The organism is Streptomyces sp. NBC_01006 (assembly GCF_045162725.1).
In the GTDB taxonomy this organism is placed as follows: domain Bacteria; phylum Actinomycetota; class Actinomycetes; order Streptomycetales; family Streptomycetaceae; genus Streptomyces.
On record NZ_CP108700.1, the window covers coordinates 2325625 to 2342484 of the forward strand.

A 16860-nucleotide genomic window follows, 5' to 3' on the forward strand; every position below is an offset into this window, starting at 1 on the left:
GGCCGGGCGTTCCGACGGGCGTCCCGGCGCGGCTAGCCCGCCATGTTGTCGGCCAGGTCCTCGCTCAGGTTCGACTCGGTGCCCGGGATGCCCAGGTCCTGCGCCCGCTTGTCGGCCATCGCCAGCAGACGGCGGATCCGGCCCGCGACCGCGTCCTTCGTCAGCGGCGGGTCGGCGAGCGCGCCCAGCTCCTCCAGGGAGGCCTGCTTGTGCTCCATGCGCAGCCGGCCGGCCGCCGCGAGGTGCTCGGGGACCTCCTCGCCGAGGATCTCCAGCGCGCGCTGGACCCGGGCCCCGGCGGCCACCGCGGCCCGCGCCGAGCGGCGCAGGTTGGCGTCGTCGAAGTTGGCGAGGCGGTTGGCGGTGGCGCGCACCTCGCGCCGCATCCGCCGCTCCTCCCAGGCCAGCACCGACTCGTGCGCGCCGAGCCGGGTCAGCAGGGCGCCGATCGCGTCGCCGTCGCGGACCACGACCCGGTCCACGCCGCGCACCTCGCGCGCCTTGGCGGCGATGGAGAGCCGGCGGGCGGCGCCCACCAGGGCCAGGGCGGCCTCCGGACCGGGGCAGGTCACCTCCAGGGAGGAGGACCGGCCCGGCTCGGTGAGCGAGCCGTGGGCCAGGAAGGCGCCGCGCCAGGCCGCCTCCGCGTCACAGGTGGCCCCGGAGACCACCTGCGGGGGAAGGCCCCGGATGGGGCGGCCACGGCCGTCCACGAGGCCCGTCTGGCGCGCCAGCTGGTCACCGCCGGCCACGACCCGGACGACGTACCGGCTGCCGCGGCGCAGCCCGCCGGGAGCCATGACCACCAGGTCCGAGGAATGGCCGAAGATCTCCAGGATGTCCTTGCGCAGGCGCCGGGCAGCGATCCCGGTGTCCAGCTCCGCCTCGATGACGATCCGCCCGCTCACCAGGTGCAGCCCGCCCGCGAACCGAAGAATCGCCGAGACCTCCGCCTTCCTGCAGCAGGTCCGGGTGACGGGGAGCCGGGAGATCTCATCCTTCACCGCTGGCGTCATCGCCATGGGCCGATCCTTCCATGCATCCGAAAAATACGGTCGTACGCGGCGGCGAGCAGCTCCGGGTCATGCTTCGGAGAGCCGTCTTCCCTGGCCACCGGCGCCAGCTCGACCGCGGCACCGAACCGTTTTGCGGCATCGGCGAGGGACTCGCGGTCGGGCACGGCGGCCTCGTCGGCCAGCACCACGTCCAGGGCGAGTTTAGGGGCGTGTCGGGCCAAAACCTCCAAATGACGCTGCGGAGAGAAGCCCTCTGTTTCGCCGGGCTGCGGCGCGAGGTTCAGCGAGAGGACCCTGCGGGCCTTGGTCTCGATCAGCGCGTCGAGCAGTTCCGGCACCAGCAGGTGCGGGATCACGGACGAGAACCAGGACCCCGGACCGAGCACCACCCAGTCCGCGTCCAGGACCGCCGCGACGGCCTCCGGCACGGCCGGCGGATCCCCGGGCACGACCTGTACGGAGAGCACCTCGCCGGGGGTCGTGGCCACCGTGGCCTGCCCCCGGACGGTGTCGACCTCGCCCGGGCGGGCGGGATCGTGGCCGCGGACCAGCGCCTGCAGCTCCAGCGGCACAGCCGACATCGGCAGCACCCGGCCCTGCGCCCCCAGCAGCTTCCCGACCAGGTCGAGGGCCTGGACGGGGTCGCCGAGCTGTTCCCACAAGGCGACGATCAGCAGGTTGCCGACCGCGTGCTCGTGCAGGGCGCCGGCCGACTGGAAGCGGTGCTGGATGACGCGGGCCCAGGTCTGGCCCCAGTCGTCGTCGCCGCACAGCGCGGCCAGCGCCTTGCGCAGGTCCCCGGGCGGCAGCACGCCGAGCTCCTCCCGGAGCCGGCCGCTGGAACCGCCGTCGTCGGCGACGGTGACGACGGCGGTGAGCTCACCGGTGATCCGGCGCAGGGCTGCCAGGGAGGCCGACAGGCCCATGCCGCCGCCGAGGGCGACGACCTTGGGCGCGACCACCTTGGGGGCTGCGCCGCGGCGCAGCCCGGTGCGGCCCGCGCCGTCCTCGTCCCGCCCCGAGGTGAGACGGCGCAGGCGGCGCAGCCGCAGGGTACGTCCGGTCACTCGCGCCCCATGTCCCGGTGGACTACGACGGTCTCGACTCCCTCGGAGGCGAGGCGGGCAGCGAGCTTCTCGGACATGGCCACACTGCGGTGCTTGCCGCCGGTGCAGCCGACCGCGATGGTCACGTACCGCTTGCCCTCCCGGCGGTAGCCGGTGGCGATGAGCTGGAGCAGCTCGGTGTAGCGGTCGAGGAACTCCTTGGCGCCGGGCTGGCTGAACACGTAGCCCGACACCTCCGGGTTGAGGCCGGTGAAGGGCCGCAGCTCGGGCACCCAGTGCGGGTTCGGGATGAAGCGGCAGTCGACGACGAGGTCGGCGTCGACGGGGAGGCCGTACTTGTAGCCGAAGGACATGACGGTCGCCCGCAGCTCGGGCTCCTCGTCGCCCGCGAACTGGGCGTCCATCTTCGCGCGCAGCTCGTGCACGTTCAGGCTGGAGGTGTCGATGACCAGGTCGGCGTCGCCGCGCAGCTCGCGCAGCAGGTCGCGCTCGGCGGCGATGCCGTCGGTGATGCGGCCGTCGCCCTGGAGGGGGTGCGGGCGGCGGACCGACTCGAAGCGGCGGACCAGCGCGTCGTCGGAGGACTCCAGGAAGACGATGCGCCGGGTGACGCCCTTGCTGTCGAGGTCGGAGAGGGACTCGCGCAGGGCGTCGAAGAACTGGCGGCCGCGGACGTCGACGACGACGGCGATCCGCGCCACGTTGCCCTGCGAGCGGGCGCCGAGCTCCACCATGGTGGGGATCAGTGCGGGCGGGAGGTTGTCGACGACGAACCAGCCGAGGTCCTCCAGACACTTGGCCGCCGTACTGCGGCCGGCCCCGGACATGCCGGAGATGATCACCAGCTCGGGGATGGCCGCCTCGGCGGTATCTCCGGGCTCCACTGTCGTGCCCGTACTCACCTGTGCTCCGTCTCGGTCGTGCTCGGTCGTGCGGTCGGTCGTCTGCTCGGCCGTCCGGCCGTTCGTCTGGTCGGTCTCGCGCTCGGTCATTGCTCGGTCCCCCGTTCGGACGATGTCTCCCGGCTGCCGCCGGGAGGTGCCCCCACCCGCGGGGGCGGGGTCTCATCCTCAATGATCTCTCCTGTCGCCGTGTTGACGGCAGGACCGGCGGGAACCGACCGGGCGAGCGCCGCGGCCACGGTCTCGGCCGTCTTACGGCCTATGCCCGGGACCTCGCAGATCTGGTCGATTGTCGCCTGTCTCAGCTTTTTCACCGAACCGAAGTGCTTGACCAGGGCCTGCCTGCGGCTTTCGCCGAGACCGGGCACCTCGTCGAGCGGGCCCGCCTTGAGCCGTTTTCCGCGCTTGTTCCGCTGGTACTGGATCGCGAACCGGTGGGCTTCGTCACGCACCCGCTGGAGCAGGTAGAGCCCCTCGCTGGTGCGGGGCAGCACGACCGGGTCGTCCTCGCCGGGCAGCCAGACCTCCTCCAGCCGCTTCGCCAGCCCGCAGACGGCCACGTCGTCGATGCCCAGCTCGTCCAGGGCCCGCTTGGCGGCGGCCACCTGCGGCTGCCCGCCGTCGACCACGACGAGCTGCGGCGGGTACGCGAAGCGCTTGGGGCGCCCGTCGTCCTCGGCGAGGGGGTTCTCCCCGGTGAGGGGGTTCTCCCCCTCCTCCCCGTCCTCCGGGGACCACTCGCCGGTCTTCAGCTTCTCCTGGAGGTAGCGGCGGAAGCGCCGCGAGACCACCTCGTGCATGGACCGGACGTCGTCCTGCCCCTCGAACGACTTGATCTGGAAGCGCCGGTACTCGCCCTTGCGCGCCAGCCCGTCCTCGAAGACGACCATCGAGGCCACCACGTCGTCGCCCTGGAGGTGCGAGATGTCGAAGCACTCGATGCGCAGCGGCGCGCTGTCCAGTTCGAGGGCCTCGGCGATCTCCTCCAGGGCCCGGGAGCGGGTGGTGAGGTCGCTGGCGCGCTTGGTCTTGTGCAGGGCAAGGGACTGCTGCGCGTTGCGGTGGACGGTCTCCATCAGGGCCTTCTTGTCCCCGCGCTGCGGGATGCGCAGGCTGACCAGGGAGCCGCGCCGCTCGGCGAGCCACTCCGCGAGGGCGGGCGTGTCCTCGGGCAGGGCCGGAACCAGCACCTCCTTGGGGACGGCCTCGCCGCTCTCCTCCCCGTAGAGCTGCTGGAGGGCGTGCTCGACGAGTCCGGCGGTGTCCACGGCCTCGACCTTGTCGGTGACCCAGCCGCGCTGCCCGCGCACGCGCCCGCCGCGTACGTGGAAGATCTGCACGGCCGCTTCGAGCTCGTCCTCGGCCACGGCGATGAGGTCGGCGTCCGTGGCATCGGCGAGGACCACGGCGTTCTTCTCCATGGCCCGGCGCAGCGCTCCTATGTCGTCGCGCAGCCGGGCGGCCTTCTCGTACTCCATCTCCTCGGCGGCCTCGTGCATCTGCCGCTCCAGCCGGGACAGGTACGTACCGGTCCGCCCGGCCATGAAGTCGCAGAAGTCCTCGGCGAGTTCCCGGTGCTCATCGGGGGTGACCCGGCCGACGCAGGGCGCGGAGCACTTGCCGATGTAGCCGAGCAGACAGGGCCGCCCGATCTGCGCGGACCGCTTGAACACCCCGGCGGAGCAGGTCCGCACGGGGAACACCCGCAGCATGAGGTCGACGGTCTCGCGAATCGCCCAGGCGTGCCCATAGGGCCCGAAGTACCGCACGCCCTTCCTCTTGGGCCCCCGCATGACCTGGACCCTCGGGTACTCCTCGTTCATCGTCACCGCGAGGGAGGGGTAGCTCTTGTCGTCCCGGTACTTGACGTTGAACCGGGGGTCGTACTCCTTGATCCAGGAGTATTCGAGCTGGAGCGCCTCGACCTCGGTGGAGACGACGGTCCACTCGACGGAGGCGGCGGTGGTCACCATGGTGGCGGTACGCGGATGCAGTCCGGCGAGGTCCTGGAAGTAGCTGGCCAGCCGCTGGCGCAGGCTCTTGGCCTTCCCGACGTAGATCACCCGGCGGTGCTCGTCGCGGAATCGGTAGACCCCCGGGGAGTCGGGAATCTGCCCCGGCGCGGGACGGTAGCTGGAAGGGTCGGCCATGCCAACCACCCTACTTGCGGGGGCTGACAACGGACCCCCGCCATCCCCCCTCCCCGGGGTGTCACTCCGGCCCCCCGCGCATCCGGCCCCGCCGGCGTTCGGGCACGGGGGCCGTTCCAGCGCCGCGGGCGTTTGAGGCGCGGGTCCGGGCAGCGCCCGGGGAACGGGGGAAGGGCGGGGAGGGGCCTCGCAGCCCGCAGGGCCCGGCGTCCGGGGGGACGGCCGGACCCTGCGGGGGTCACGGGGGTCAGCCCTGTGCAGCGGTGCGCCGGCGCAGCCGCAGCACGGCCACGAATCCGGCCGCGCCCAGCGCGAGCGCTCCTGCGGCTCCGGCCGCCACCGGCGTACCGGCGGAGCCCTCCGCCGGCGACGCGGTGTCGAATCCCCCGGCCTTGCCCCCCTTCGCGTACGCCGATCCCGGCAGCTTGTCCCCGTACGCCCGCGTCACCCGCGACCGGTACGCGGCGAGGCTGGTGCCCCCCGCGCCGACGGCGCGCTCGGCGTCCTCGTCCAGCGGCAGCACCCTGGCCCCCTCGGCCACGTACCACGCGTCGATCTGCGGTTCCCGGAACACCGTGCCGCCCGGCAGTTTCGCGGCGCCGAGCTGCGCGTAGCGGAACTCGTCGTCGCCGGTGGCGATGTTCACGACCTGCCACCCCGCCTCGGTCCGTGCGGTCCACAGCGCGGCCTGCTGCCCGTCCGAGGAGACTGCCCTGCTGGCGAGGTACTCCAGCCGGGCCACGCCTGCCCCGGCCTTGCCCGCGACGAAGTCCGGGGACAGGTAGCTGACCGGTATCGCCTCACCCTCGATCCGCGGCCGGGCCGCGGTCAGTGCGACCTTGCCCTCCCGGGCGAAGAAGCGGGACAGCGTGGCCAGGGTGTCGGGGGCGGCGGCCGCCTGGGCCGCCGCGGCCTTCGTCTCCGCGGTGACGGACTGCGGCTGCGGCACGGGCGCGGCCGCGGCGTGCGGGGCCGCCACGCCGACGAGGGCGACGGCGGTCACGGCGAGGAGCGCGGCGGAAACACGCTTGGACATGGCGCTCACGCCCCGATCCGGTAGAGCGAGTGGGTCCAGGAGAAGGTGCTGTTGTCCACGTACCAGGCGTGCGAGGCCCAGTTGTAGCGGTCGCTGGACGGCCACGGATCGCCCCAGTAGACCCAGCTGTTGGCGGTGTCGTAGCCGTAGATGACGTGCATGTGGCCGCCGCCGTTGGACCACTGGATCCGGGTCTCGACCGGCCGGTTGGCGTCGATCTCGCTCTGTACGGTGGGGTAGCGGAGCCAGCCGGTCACGTACGAGCCGGAGTTGATGCCGGCCCAGTTCAGGGCGGTCTGGACGTTGCCGAGGGTGGCCTGGTTGTTGGGGCAGTCGTAGCCCTGCTGGCGGTTGAAGGCGGCGTTGCAGAACTGGTTCTGCGTGTAGTTCCGGCCGAACCAGGTCGCGATGGTGTTGCCGCTCGCGGCCCAGCACCAGTTGGTCTTCGCTTGCGCCTGCATGGTGATGTCCAGGCGCTTGTACGCGAGGGCGGATTCGGCGGCGGCATCGCTCGTGGGGGCAGCGGTGGCGGCGGTGGTGGGCAGGGTGAAGAGCACGGCGGTCAGGACGGCGGCCAGGGAAAGCCGCCGCCGGATTCGGTTGCGCATCGCGTTCCTCCCGTGTGGGGATCTCCCCGGTGGGGCCGGGGAGGGTGGGGGTTGGAGGAGCGCGTCCGGACGCTGCTGAGGAGCATCAGGGTGTTGTCGCGATCAGGTCAACAGGCTTCAATACGCCGTGACATTGCAGTGTGAACGGCGGGACCGCGGTGTGAACGACTGCCGTCCTTTCACCTGGGCCCCGGGGGTCACCGGCGAGCTCTCCCGCCCCACCGCACGTGAATGTTCACAGGAGGAGCCGTCATGTGGTCGACCGGGGAGAGCGCAGGGGAGAGCGCAGCGGCGGGCTCGCAGGAGCTGGGGCACCTGCTGCTGGCCGGCCCCTTCCACCTCGCCCTGCGCGCCGCACTCAGCGCCCGCGGCCTCCCCCTGCACCGCGTGCAGCACCGGCTCGCGGCCCGCGGCATCAAGCTCGGCGTGACCAGCCTCAGCTACTGGCAGCAGGGCGCCCGGCGGCCGAGCCGCCCCGAGTCCCTGAAGGCCGTACGGGCCCTGGAGCAGATCCTGGAACTGCCCGAGGGGACGCTGCTGCGGCTGCTGGCCGCCCCGGAGGGCGCCGGGCCCGAGGCGGTCCGCCCGCCGGCCCGCTCGTACCGGGCCCTGATCAGCGTCGGCGCAGCCGTGGAGGGGCTGCTGGCCGGCATGGAGCTGCCCGCCGACGGCGGCCTGCACACGGTCGGCCACCACGAGCGGGTACGGATCGGGGCGGGCGGCGAGCTGCTGGGCCGCGAGTCGCAGCACGTCGTACGGTCCCACCGCGACGGGGTCGACCGGTACCTCGCCGTCCACCACGGGGATCCCGGCTGCGATCCGGCAAAGGTCCGCGTACGGGCGGACGAGAACTGCCGGACCGGACGCGTCCGCTGGCACCCGCAGGCCGAGGTGCTGGTCGCCGAGCTGCTCTTCGACGCCCGGCTGCGCGCCGGGGACACGTACGTCTTCGGGTACGGCTTCGAGGACGGGACCGGCGGCCGCTGCACCGAGTACGTGCGCGGGTTCAGCTACAGCGGCGGGCAGTACGTGCTCCAGGTCCGCTTCGACGAGGCGGCGCTGCCGGTGCGCTGTCGGCGGTTCAGCCGCTCCGGGCCGGGGGCGCCGCGCGGCGGGCTGGCGGACCTGACGCCGAGCGGGCGCCACCGCGCCGTGCACCTGGTGGAGCCGGAGGTACGGCGCGGGCTGCTGGGCATCGCCTGGGACTGGGCGTAGGTCTGCCGGATCAGCCGGCGATGAGCCTGCCGCCCTCGGCCTTGACCGGGACGGCGGGCAGCGGGTCGGTGGCCGGGCCGCGCAGCACCTTGCCGGTCGTCACGTCGAAGCGGCTGCCGTGGCAGGGGCAGTTGCCCTCGCCGTCGTCGATCTTGTCCAGGACGCAGCCGGCGTGCGTGCACTGGGCGCTGAACGCCTTGTACTGGCCCTCCGCCGGGCAGCTGACGACCAGCTTCTTCTCCCGGAACAGCTTCGACCCGCCGACGGGGACCTCGGACGCGGCGCCGAGCTCCACCGGGGCGGCCGGGACCGCCGGGGAGCCGGAGCCGCTGTTGCCCTCGGTGGAGCAGGCCGCGAGCGCCGCCCCGCCGCCGACGGCCCCGACGATCGCGGCGGCGCCCTTGAGGACGGTACGGCGGGCGGCGGGCTGCGACGCGGACATGCGGTTCTCCTGGCCTGGGGATTGGTGCTGGTGGTTCTGCCGGTTCAGCTGTTGCTGCTGGTTCAGCTGCTTCTGCTGGGCCCCCCGACGATACCGCTGCCGGGTTCCGCCGCCCGATGGGATACCTTCCCCCGCGTGATCGTCGTCGGTGGAGAAGCCCTGATCGACCTCGTGCCCGTGGCGCAGCCGCCGGGTGCGCTGGTGCCGCGGCCGGGCGGGGGGCCGTACAACACCGCGCTGGCGCTGGGCCGGCTCGGTGCGGAGGCCGCCTTCTGCTCCCGGGTCTCGGCGGACGGCTTCGGCGAGAGCCTGCTCGCCGGGCTGCGCGCGGCCGGGGTGGACCTCTCCCTGGTGCAGCGCGGGCCGGAGCCCACCACCCTCGCCGTGCCCTCGATCGCCCCGGACGGCTCGGCGGCGTACGGCTTCTACGTGGAGGGCACGGCCGACCGGCTGTTCACCCTGCCCGGGGTGCTCCCCGCGGGCACCCGGGCCCTGGCGCTCGGCACCTGCTCCCTCACGCTGGAGCCCGGCGCAAGCGCGTACGAGGCCCTGCTGCGCCGGGAGTCCGGGCGCGGGCTGCTGACCCTGCTGGACCCGAACATCCGCCCGGCGCTGATCGCGGATCCGGCGGCGTACCGGGCCCGGTTCCTGGGCTGGCTGCCGTACGTCTCCGTCCTCAAGCTGTCGGAGGAGGACGCCCGGTGGCTGGGCGGGCGGGTGTCCGACTGGCTGGCGGCCGGGCCCTCGGCGGTGGTGCTCACCCGGGGTGCGCAGGGGCTGGCGGTCCGGACCCGGGAGGGTGCGGAGTACGAGGTGCCGGCCCGCCGGGTCACGGTGGCGGACACGATCGGGGCGGGAGACACCGTCAACGCCGCCCTGCTGCACCGCCTGTCGGATCTCTCGGCCGGCGAGCCGGTGGACTGGCCCGGAGTCCTGTCCTACGCGGCCCACGCGGCGGCGCTGACCTGCACCCGGGCGGGCGCGGAGCCGCCGTACGCAGCGGAGCTCAGCGGATAGCGGCCCACAGGGTCCGGGCCACGGCGGGGGCGAACTCCTCGACCGGTTGCACCACTTCGGGGCCGGAGAAGTGCAGGAAGAAGGCCCGCTGGAAGCAGGCGCCCAGCAGCAGCGCGGCGGCCGCCTCCGGATCGGCGTCGGGGCGCAGCCGCCCCCGCTCCAGCTCACGGCGCAGCCGGCCGGTGAGTGCGTCGCGTACGACATGGGGGCCGGTGCCGATCTCCTGGACGCCCTCGCGGTGCCGGGTCAGCAGGGCGGGCTCGGCGAAGAGCGAGGCGGCCATGGGCACGGCGTCGGCGTAGAAGAACGAGGCGTGGCGGGCGATCGCGGCGAGCCCCTCCTCGACGGAGCGCTCGGCGTGGTCGCGGTCGAGCTCGGTCATGAGCGGCCCGGCGTTGGGGGTGCGCTCCATGAGGACGCGCACGAAGAGCTCCTCCTTGTTCGCGTAGTGCTTGTAGAGCGCCGCCTCGGAGCAGCCGGCCTCGCGGGCGATGGCCTTGGTGGTGGTGTTGGCGAGGCCGATGGTGCGCATGAGCTTCTCGGCGGCGTCGAGGAGCCGCTCGGGAGTGGGCCGGCTTGACTTCGGGGTGAGCATTCACTCACCCTAGCCGAGGAAGGGGTGAGTAAATACTCACCCACCCTTGGACGGGAGCCGGCGATGAAACTGACGGTGTTCGGAGCCACGGGCGGTGTCGGCCGCGAGGTCGTACGGCAGGCCCTCGACGCGGGCCACGAGGTGACGGCGGTGGTGCGCGACCCCGCCCGGCTGGACGTTCCGGCGCACGAGCGCCTGGTGGTGGCCGTGGTGCGCGATCTGACGGACGAGGACGCGCTGGTCCCGGTCCTCGCGGGCCGGTCGGCGGTGATCTCCGCGCTGGGCGCGGCGAGCAACAGGCAGGCCCGGCTGACGCCGGTCACCGGGCCGGCGCTGCGGTCCATCGTCTCGGCGATGGACCGGGCGGGCGTGAGCCGCCTGGCGGCTGTGAGCGCGGCCCCGGTCGGCCCGGACGTCGCCACCGACGGGTTCGTGGCCCGGAGGGTCTTCCTCCCCCTGCTGCGCCGGGCCCTGCGCGATCTGTACGCGGACCTGGCGGTCATGGAGGCGACGATCCGCGCGAGCGACACCGAGTGGACGGTGATCCGCCCGCCCCGCCTCCTGAACAAGCCGCACACCGGCAGCTACCGCCGGGTCATCGGCGCCAACGTGCCGGACGCGCGCACGATCTCCCGCGCCGACGTGGCGGACGCCCTGCTGGTGTCGCTGACGGACCCGTCGACCGCGGGCCGGGCGGTGGGCGTGGCGTCCTGACCGGCGGGGCTGATCTCAGCCCCGCCGGCAGCGGTCAGGCCTTGCGGGCCCGGGTCGTCGCCTTCTTGGCCGGGGCCGCGGCCTTCTTCGCCGGAGCCGCCGCCTTCTTGGCCGCGGTCCGCTTCGCGGCGGCCTTCTTCGGCGGGGCCACGAGCGACGCGGCATCCGAGACCCGCTCCGCCCCGAGGATGTCCCGCAGGAACTTGCCGGTGTGGCTCGCGCCCACCGAGGCGATCTGCTCCGGCGTGCCCTCGGCCACCACCAGGCCGCCCCCGTAGCCGCCCTCCGGGCCCATGTCGATGACCCAGTCCGCGGTCTTGACGACGTCCAGGTTGTGCTCGATGACGATCACCGAGTTCCCCTTGTCCACCAGCCCCGACAGCACCTTGATCAGCTTCGAGATGTCCTCGAAGTGCAGACCCGTCGTCGGCTCGTCCAGCACGTACACCGTCCGGCCCGTCGACCGCTTCTGCAGCTCCGACGCCAGCTTCACGCGCTGCGCCTCACCACCCGACAGCGTCGGCGCCGACTGGCCGAGCCGGACGTACCCGAGCCCCACCTCGTTCAGCGTCTTCAGGTGCCGCGCGATCGTCGGCACCGCCTCGAAGAAGTCCAGCGCCTCCTCGATCGGCATGTTCAGGACTTCGGCGATCGACTTGCCCTTGTAGTGGACCTCCAGCGTCTCCCGGTTGTACCGGTCGCCGTGGCAGACCTCGCACGGGACGTACACGTCCGGCAGGAAGTTCATCTCGATCTTGATCGTGCCGTCGCCGGAGCAGTTCTCGCACCGGCCGCCCTTCACGTTGAAGGAGAAGCGGCCCGGCAGGTAGCCGCGCACCTTCGCCTCCATCGTCTCCGCGAAGAGCTTGCGCACGTGGTCGAAGACGCCCGTGTACGTCGCCGGGTTGGACCGCGGGGTCCGGCCGATCGGCGACTGGTCGACATGCACGACCTTGTCGACGAGGTCGTCCCCGTCCACCCGCGTGTGCCGTCCCGGTACCGACCGGGCGCCGTTCAGCTCGCGCGCCAGGTGCGTGTAGAGGATGTCGTTGACCAGCGTCGACTTGCCCGATCCCGACACGCCCGTGACCGCCGTGAGCACGCCCAGCGGGAAGGACACGTCGATGTCCCGCAGGTTGTTCTCCTTGGCGCCGTGGACGGTCAGCTTCCGGTCCCCGTTCACGGGCCGGCGGACGTCCGGCACCGCGATGGACCGCTTCCCGGACAGGTACTGCCCGGTCATCGACTCGTCGTTCTTCAGCAGCTCCTTCAGCGAGCCGCTGTGCACGACCTTGCCGCCGTGCTCGCCGGCGCCCGGGCCGATGTCCACGACCCAGTCGGCCACCTTGATGGTGTCCTCGTCGTGCTCGACGACGATGAGCGTGTTGCCCATGTCCCGCAGCCGCACCAGCGTCTCGATGAGCCGGTGGTTGTCCCGCTGGTGCAGGCCGATGGAGGGCTCGTCCAGTACGTACAGCACGCCCACGAGACCGGAGCCGATCTGCGTGGCCAGCCGGATGCGCTGGGCCTCGCCGCCCGACAGGGTGCCGGCGGCGCGGTTCAGCGAGAGGTAGTCCAGGCCGACGTCGACGAGGAAGCGCAGCCGCTCGTTGACCTCCTTCAGGACCCGCTCGGCGATCTTCTTGTCGCGGGCGTCGAGCTTCATCCGCCCCAGGAAGTCCGCGCACTCGCTGATCGACATCGCGGCGACCTCGGCGATGGACTTCTCCATCACCGTCACCGCGAGGACGATCGGCTTGAGCCTGGTGCCCTCACAGGTCGGGCAGGGCACCTCGCGCATGTAGCCCTCGAAGCGCTCGCGGCTGGCGTCGCTCTCGGACTCCGCGTGCCGGCGCTTGACGAACGGCACGGCGCCCTCGAAGGCCGTCGTGTACGCCCGCTCCCGGCCGTACCGGTTGCGGTAGCGGACCTCGATCTGCGTCTTGTGCCCGTACAGCAGGGCCTTCTTCGCCCGCTGCGGCAGCCCGGCCCACGGGATGTCCGTACGGAAGCCCAGCTCCCCGGCGAGCGCGCCGACCAGCCTCTGGAAGTAGTCCTTGGTGTGGCCGAGGGACCACGGCGAGACCGCGCCCTCGTCGAGGGACTTGTCCTCGTCGGGGACGATCAGCTCCGGGTCCACCTCCATGCGCGTACCGATGCCGGTGCACTCGGGGCAGGCGCCGAAGGGGGAGTTGAAGGAGAAGGAGCGCGGCTCCAGCTCCTCGAAGGACAGGTCGTCGTACGGGCAGTAGAGGTGCTCGGAGTACATCCGCTCACGCTCGGGGTCGTCCTCGGCGAGGTCGACGAAGTCCAGGATCACCATGCCGCCGGAGAGGCCGAGGGCGGTCTCCACGGAGTCGGTGAGCCGGCGCTTGGCGCTGTCCTTGACGGTGAGGCGGTCGATGACCACCTCGATGGTGTGCTTCTCCTGCTTCTTCAGCGTGGGCGGCTCGGAGAGCTGGATGGTCTCCCCGTCCACCCGCGCCCGGCTGTAGCCCTTGGTCTGGAGGTCGGAGAAGAGGTCGACGAACTCGCCCTTGCGCTCGCGCACCAGCGGCGAGAGCACCTGGAAGCGGCTGCCCTCGGGGAGTGCGAGCACCTTGTCGACGATCGCCTGCGGCGACTGGCGCGAGATGGGGCGACGGCATTCGGGGCAGTGGGGCTTGCCGATGCGCGCGAAGAGCAGGCGGAGGTAGTCGTAGACCTCGGTGATGGTGCCGACCGTCGAACGCGGGTTGCGCGAGGTCGACTTCTGGTCGATCGAGACGGCCGGCGAGAGCCCCTCGATGAAGTCCACGTCGGGCTTGTCCATCTGCCCCAGGAACTGGCGGGCGTACGACGAGAGCGACTCGACGTAGCGGCGCTGGCCCTCGGCGAAGATCGTGTCGAAGGCCAGGGAGGACTTGCCCGAACCGGAGAGTCCGGTGAAGACGATGAGTGAGTCGCGGGGCAGGTCGAGCGAGACGTTCTTGAGGTTGTGCTCGCGAGCGCCACGAACGATGAGACGGTCGGTCACGCCGGTCCGCACCTTTCTTGAGAGAGCGGGGGCACGGGGCCCCCGACTGTCCAGCGTACGGCTGGCTGGGTGGGCGCCTCTGCGATGGAGAAGAGCTTGGACTTCGAGCGTATAGCACGCACATTCGATTTACGGCACTCGGCAGACGGGTTCACCCGTTCGTGTGGCCGAGGCTCCGCGGCACTAGGCTCGGATCCATGACTGATCATGTGCGCGACCTGCGATCTGTACGTGAAGCCACGGACCGAATGCTGACCGCTCTCGCGAAACTGGACAACGCGGCCCTGGCCGAAGAGTCACATCTGCCGGGCTGGACCCGCGGCCACGTACTGGCCCATCTGGCACGCAACGCGGACGCCCTCGTCAACGTCTTCGCCGGCCGCCCGATGTACGAGAGCGCCGAGGCCCGCGACTCCGACATCGAGCGCGACGCCCCGCGCCCGCTGGAGGTCCAGCTCGACGACGTGCGCGCGACCCACGCCGGCTTCCTGGCGCAGACCGAGCGGGACCAGGACTGGTCGCGCACCGTCGAGCTGCGCAACGGGGTCACCGACCTGGCTTCGAACGTGCCGTTCCGCCGCCTCGTCGAGGTGGAGCTGCACCACGTCGACCTGAACATCGGCTACGAGCTCTCCGACCTCCCGCAGGATTTCACCGCCCGTGAGATCGCCTTCCTCGCCGACCGCTGGTCCGGACGCCCGGAGGTCCCCCCGGTGACGCTCCGGCTCGAAGGCGACGGCGACTCCACCTGGCACACCGGCGGCACCGAGGGCGGCCCGGTCACCCTGCTCGGCACCGGAGCCGAGCTCCTCGGCTGGCTCGCCGGCCGCGGGGACAGGGGCGCACACCTCACTGTCGTCGGCGGCCCCCTCCCGACGCTCCCCCCGCTCTAGGATCAGGACATGACGTACAGCGGAGCAGTCAAGGTCGGCGGTCCGGCCGACGTGCACGAACTCCCGGACCTGATGATTTCCAAGGTCGCGGTGGGCCCCATGAACAACAATGCGTACCTGCTGCGCTGCCGGGCCACCGACGAGCAGCTGCTGATCGACGCGGCCGCCGAGCCGGAGACCCTGCTGAACCTGATCGGTGACGACGGCATCGCCTCCGTCGTCACCACCCACCGGCACGGCGATCACTGGGGCGCGCTCGCGGAGGTCGTCGGGGCGACCGGCGCCCGTACGTACGCGGGCGTCCACGACGCCGAGGGCATCCCGGTGCCGACCGACGTGCCGGTGGCGGACGGGGACACGGTCACCGTCGGGCGGGTCACGCTGACCGCCCGCCACCTGGTCGGCCACACCCCCGGCTCGATCGCCCTGATCTACGACGACCCGCACGGGCACGCGCACGTGTTCACCGGCGACTGCCTCTTCCCCGGCGGCGTCGGCAACACGTGGGGCGACCCGAAGGCCTTCGAGCAGCTGATCGACGACGTCCAGCACAAACTCTTCGAGCAGCTGTCGGACGAGACCTGGGTCTACCCGGGACACGGCAACGACACCACGCTCGGCGCCGAGCGGCCGCACCTGGCCGAGTGGCGCGAGCGCGGCTGGTAACAGCGGCTGGTAACAGGCGTCCGATCCTCGGCCGGTCGGAGCGGTCCCGGTCAACACCGCGACAGGAAGCACTCCTTCCGGTCGAAGATGACCGAACGCACGTCCTGGGGGTGTGGGGCGGGGTAGTTGCTGCACCATGCAACAAGACCCCTCCCCCGCCCTCCCCCGCCGGGCGGTCCCCCGCCCGCCCTCGATGCTGCGGCTGGCGACGGCCTCGCTCGCCGGCACCGCCATCGAGTTCTACGACTTCTTCGTCTACGGCACGGCGGCCGCCCTCGTGCTCGGCCCGCTGTTCTTCCCGTCCTTCTCCCCGCTCGCCGGGACCCTCGCCGCCTTCGGCACCTTCGGCATCGGCTTCCTCGCCCGCCCTCTGGGCTCGGTGCTCTTCGGACACATCGGCGACCGGTACGGCCGCCGCCCGGTCCTGCTCGGCTCCCTGCTGCTCACCGGCCTCGCCACGGTCGCCGTCGGCTGCGTGCCCACGTACGCGACGATCGGCATGGCAGCGCCCCTGCTCCTGCTCGTGCTGCGCTTCCTCCAGGGCCTCGGCCTCGGCGGCGAATGGGGCGGCGCGGTCCTGCTGACCGCCGAGCACGCCCCCGAGCAGCGGCGCGGGCTGTGGGCGAGCTTCCCGCAGATCGGTCCGCCGGTGGGCTTCCTGCTGGCCAACGGCATGATCCTCACCCTGTCCGCGACGCTGACCGACGCACAGTTCACGTCCTGGGGCTGGCGCGTGCCGTTCTGGGCGGCGGGCGTACTGGCCCTCGCCGGGCTGTGGCTGCGCCGCTCGGTGGAGGAGACCCCGCAGTTCCGCGCCCTCGCGGAGACCGGCCGGCGCTCCGACGCCCCGCTGTCCGAGGTCGTACGCGGGCACTGGCGGCTGGTCCTGCTGACCGGCGGGGCCCTGTCCGTCGGGTACGCGGTCTTCTACGCGGTCACCACCTGGTCCCTCGCGTACGCCACCGAGCACCTGAGGGTCGACCGCACGGTGATGCTGGCCTGCATCATGGCGGCCGTCGCGCTGAAGGCCCTGCTGACCCCGCTGGTGGCGGTGCTCGGCGACCGGTACGGCCGGCGGCCGCTCTGCCTGATCGGCAGCGCGATGTGCCTGGTGTGGATGTTCCCGTTCGTCGCGCTGCTGCGGACGGCGGACCCGCTGCTGATGACGCTGGGCTGCCTCGGCGGGCTGCTGGGCATGGTGACGATGTTCGCCGTGGTGGGCGCGTACGTGCCGGAGCTGTACGCCCCGCGGATCCGCTGCACGGGCGCGGCCGTGGGCTACAACCTGGGCGGGGTGCTGGGCGGGGCGCTGACCCCGATCGTGGCGACGGCGCTGGCGGGCGGCTCCGGTCCGCCCTGGGGCGTGGCCGTGTACCTGAGCGGGATCGCCCTGCTCAGCCTGGTCTGCTTCACGCTGCTGCCGGAGACGAACCCGGCGGTCGTGCGGGCGCGGGCGGGCGCGGACAAGGGAACGGGGGCGGCCGAAGCGGCCGCCCCCGCGTAGCCCCCCGGGGCCGGTGGTC

At 72.4% G+C, this 16860-nt stretch carries 15 protein-coding genes; 6 read left to right on the forward strand and 9 right to left on the reverse strand.

The genetic code is table 11. From position 1 onward, the window contains the following. Nucleotides 1–32: 32 nt before the first annotated feature. The 6 genes from whiA to OG509_RS10545 form a co-directional block, all read right to left on the reverse strand. Complete coding sequence (whiA, locus tag OG509_RS10520) at nt 33–1022, reverse strand: DNA-binding protein WhiA (protein WP_030160342.1); 990 nt, start codon at nt 1020–1022, stop codon at nt 33–35. Beyond that, nucleotides 1013–2083, reverse strand: a complete 1071-nt coding sequence (gene yvcK / locus OG509_RS10525) for a uridine diphosphate-N-acetylglucosamine-binding protein YvcK (protein WP_366102487.1) — start codon at nt 2081–2083, stop codon at nt 1013–1015. Before yvcK ends, whiA begins: the two co-directional genes overlap by 10 nt. After that, nucleotides 2080–3075 carry an RNase adapter RapZ gene (gene rapZ / locus OG509_RS10530; protein WP_385581598.1) on the reverse strand — a complete coding sequence of 332 codons (996 nt, stop codon included), beginning with the start codon at nt 3073–3075 and terminating at the stop codon, nt 2080–2082. The genes yvcK and rapZ overlap by 4 nt, the downstream gene beginning before the upstream one ends. Next, complete coding sequence (gene uvrC, locus OG509_RS10535) at nt 3072–5135, reverse strand: excinuclease ABC subunit UvrC (RefSeq protein WP_406181953.1); 2064 nt, start codon at nt 5133–5135, stop codon at nt 3072–3074. Before uvrC ends, rapZ begins: the two co-directional genes overlap by 4 nt. Nucleotides 5136–5382: 247 nt before the next feature. Next, nucleotides 5383–6180 (reverse strand): hypothetical protein, encoded by a 798-nt coding sequence (locus OG509_RS10540; RefSeq protein WP_406181955.1) that lies wholly within the window; start codon nt 6178–6180, stop codon nt 5383–5385. Beyond that, the gene (locus OG509_RS10545; RefSeq protein ID WP_406181957.1) at nt 6177–6779 is read right to left on the reverse strand and encodes a papain-like cysteine protease family protein; all 603 of its coding nucleotides are present in this window, start codon (nt 6777–6779) and stop codon (nt 6177–6179) included. Before OG509_RS10545 ends, OG509_RS10540 begins: the two co-directional genes overlap by 4 nt. Nucleotides 6780–7031: 252 nt before the next feature. On the opposite strand from OG509_RS10545, the gene OG509_RS10550 reads away from it, so the two are divergent. Beyond that, the gene (locus OG509_RS10550; RefSeq protein ID WP_406181959.1) at nt 7032–7994 is read left to right on the forward strand and encodes a hypothetical protein; all 963 of its coding nucleotides are present in this window, start codon (nt 7032–7034) and stop codon (nt 7992–7994) included. A gap of 10 nt (nt 7995–8004) precedes the next feature. On the opposite strand, the gene OG509_RS10555 is transcribed toward OG509_RS10550, so the two are convergent. Further along, a complete protein-coding gene (locus tag OG509_RS10555; RefSeq protein WP_406181961.1) occupies nt 8005–8436 on the reverse strand; it encodes a Rieske (2Fe-2S) protein in 432 nt (143 codons plus the stop codon). Nucleotides 8437–8571: 135 nt separating this feature from the next. Between OG509_RS10555 and OG509_RS10560 the strand changes: the two genes are divergently transcribed. Continuing rightward, nucleotides 8572–9453 (forward strand): carbohydrate kinase, encoded by an 882-nt coding sequence (locus tag OG509_RS10560; RefSeq protein ID WP_406181962.1) that lies wholly within the window; start codon nt 8572–8574, stop codon nt 9451–9453. Here OG509_RS10560 and OG509_RS10565 read toward each other — a convergent pair. Continuing rightward, nucleotides 9443–10048 (reverse strand): TetR/AcrR family transcriptional regulator, encoded by a 606-nt coding sequence (locus OG509_RS10565; protein ID WP_406181964.1) that lies wholly within the window; start codon nt 10046–10048, stop codon nt 9443–9445. The genes OG509_RS10560 and OG509_RS10565 overlap by 11 nt on opposite strands. 63 nt (nt 10049–10111) lie before the next feature. Here OG509_RS10565 and OG509_RS10570 point away from each other — a divergent pair, with 63 nt between their 5' ends. Then, the gene (locus OG509_RS10570; protein ID WP_406181966.1) at nt 10112–10762 is read left to right on the forward strand and encodes an NAD(P)-dependent oxidoreductase; all 651 of its coding nucleotides are present in this window, start codon (nt 10112–10114) and stop codon (nt 10760–10762) included. A gap of 34 nt (nt 10763–10796) precedes the next feature. Here OG509_RS10570 and uvrA read toward each other — a convergent pair whose 3' ends face one another. Beyond that, entirely contained in the window at nt 10797–13778 is a 2982-nt protein-coding gene (gene uvrA, locus OG509_RS10575) for an excinuclease ABC subunit UvrA (RefSeq protein WP_406181968.1), read from the reverse strand. 197 nt (nt 13779–13975) lie between these two features. Between uvrA and OG509_RS10580 the strand changes: the two genes are divergently transcribed. The 3 genes from OG509_RS10580 to OG509_RS10590 all read left to right on the forward strand — a co-directional run bounded on the left by OG509_RS10580 (nt 13976) and on the right by OG509_RS10590 (nt 16841). Further along, nucleotides 13976–14671: a maleylpyruvate isomerase family mycothiol-dependent enzyme gene (locus tag OG509_RS10580; RefSeq protein WP_406181970.1), complete on the forward strand. Its 696-nt coding sequence runs from the start codon at nt 13976–13978 to the stop codon at nt 14669–14671. A gap of 9 nt (nt 14672–14680) precedes the next feature. Continuing rightward, nucleotides 14681–15337, forward strand: a complete 657-nt coding sequence (locus OG509_RS10585) for an MBL fold metallo-hydrolase (protein WP_385581628.1) — start codon at nt 14681–14683, stop codon at nt 15335–15337. Nucleotides 15338–15473: 136 nt separating this feature from the next. Next, entirely contained in the window at nt 15474–16841 is a 1368-nt protein-coding gene (locus OG509_RS10590) for an MFS transporter (RefSeq protein ID WP_406181972.1), read from the forward strand. Nucleotides 16842–16860: the final 19 nt, after the last annotated feature.

What these genes read in the sequence shown, in the direction of transcription:
- whiA (WP_030160342.1), bottom strand. Translation starts at nt 1,022, where the DNA reads ATGGCGATGACGCCAGCGGTGAAGGATGAGATCTCCCGGCTCCCCGTC.
- rapZ (WP_385581598.1), bottom strand. Translation starts at nt 3,075, where the DNA reads ATGACCGAGCGCGAGACCGACCAGACGAACGGCCGGACGGCCGAGCAG.
- uvrC (WP_406181953.1), bottom strand. Translation starts at nt 5,135, where the DNA reads ATGGCCGACCCTTCCAGCTACCGTCCCGCGCCGGGGCAGATTCCCGAC.
- OG509_RS10545 (WP_406181957.1), bottom strand. Translation starts at nt 6,779, where the DNA reads ATGCGCAACCGAATCCGGCGGCGGCTTTCCCTGGCCGCCGTCCTGACC.
- OG509_RS10550 (WP_406181959.1), top strand. Translation starts at nt 7,032, where the DNA reads ATGTGGTCGACCGGGGAGAGCGCAGGGGAGAGCGCAGCGGCGGGCTCG.
- OG509_RS10555 (WP_406181961.1), bottom strand. Translation starts at nt 8,436, where the DNA reads ATGTCCGCGTCGCAGCCCGCCGCCCGCCGTACCGTCCTCAAGGGCGCC.
- OG509_RS10565 (WP_406181964.1), bottom strand. Translation starts at nt 10,048, where the DNA reads ATGCTCACCCCGAAGTCAAGCCGGCCCACTCCCGAGCGGCTCCTCGAC.
- OG509_RS10570 (WP_406181966.1), top strand. Translation starts at nt 10,112, where the DNA reads ATGAAACTGACGGTGTTCGGAGCCACGGGCGGTGTCGGCCGCGAGGTC.
- OG509_RS10580 (WP_406181970.1), top strand. Translation starts at nt 13,976, where the DNA reads ATGACTGATCATGTGCGCGACCTGCGATCTGTACGTGAAGCCACGGAC.
- OG509_RS10585 (WP_385581628.1), top strand. Translation starts at nt 14,681, where the DNA reads ATGACGTACAGCGGAGCAGTCAAGGTCGGCGGTCCGGCCGACGTGCAC.
- OG509_RS10590 (WP_406181972.1), top strand. Translation starts at nt 15,474, where the DNA reads ATGCAACAAGACCCCTCCCCCGCCCTCCCCCGCCGGGCGGTCCCCCGC.